The sequence below is a fragment of the Streptomyces sp. NRRL S-1022 genome (assembly GCF_000720135.1).
Taxonomy (GTDB): Bacteria; Actinomycetota; Actinomycetes; order Streptomycetales; family Streptomycetaceae; genus Streptomyces.
The window spans coordinates 1-780 of sequence record NZ_JOIU01000098.1; the positions used below are offsets into that span (position 1 = coordinate 1).

Sequence of the window (780 nt, forward strand, 5' to 3'; positions counted from 1 at the left end):
TTCGGGATTTCGCCGCGTGAGGCGTTGGCGATGGATCCGCAGCAGCGGGTGTTGCTGGAGACGGCGTGGGAGACGTTCGAGGATGCGGGGATCGATCCGGCGTCGTTACGGGGCAGCCAGACGGGCGTCTTCACCGGCATCTGGTCTTCCGGCTACGGCGGCAGCCCCGACCAGGCACCGCCCGACACCGAGGGCTACCTCGCCACCGGCATCTCGCCGAGCATCACCTCCGGCCGGGTCTCCTACCTGCTGGGCCTCCAGGGCCAGGCCGTGTCCGTCGACTCCGCCTGCTCCTCGTCACTGATGGCGATCCATCTCGCCGCGCAGGCAGTGCGCTCGGGGGAGTGCACACTCGCCCTGGCCGGCGGGGTGACCGTGAGCGTGACCCCCCTGCAGTTCACGGAGTTCTCCCGCCAGCGTGCCCTGGCCCCTGACGGCCGGTGCAAGCCCTTCTCGTCGACGGCTGATGGTACGGCGTGGGGTGAGGGCGCCGGCTTGGTGCTGCTGGAGCGGTTGTCGGACGCCCGTCGCAACGGTCACCGGGTGCTGGCGGTGGTGCGGGGTTCGGCGGTGAACCAGGACGGGGCGTCCAATGGGTTGACCGCGCCCAACGGCCCCTCCCAGGAGCGGGTGATCCGGCAGGCGTTGGCGAATGCCGGGCTGGAGCCGTCCGAGGTGGATGCGGTGGAGGCGCACGGTACGGGGACGACGCTCGGCGATCCCATCGAGGCGCAGGCGCTGCTGGCGACCTATGGCCGGGACCGGGTGGAGCCGTTGTGG

At 71.2% G+C, this 780-nt stretch carries 1 protein-coding gene; it reads left to right on the top strand.

Going from position 1 to position 780, the window contains the following annotated elements; all coding sequences use genetic code 11:
• A partial coding sequence (locus IG05_RS0140965) for a beta-ketoacyl synthase N-terminal-like domain-containing protein (RefSeq protein ID WP_030349174.1) occupies nucleotides 1-780 on the top strand: 780 nt, incomplete at both ends.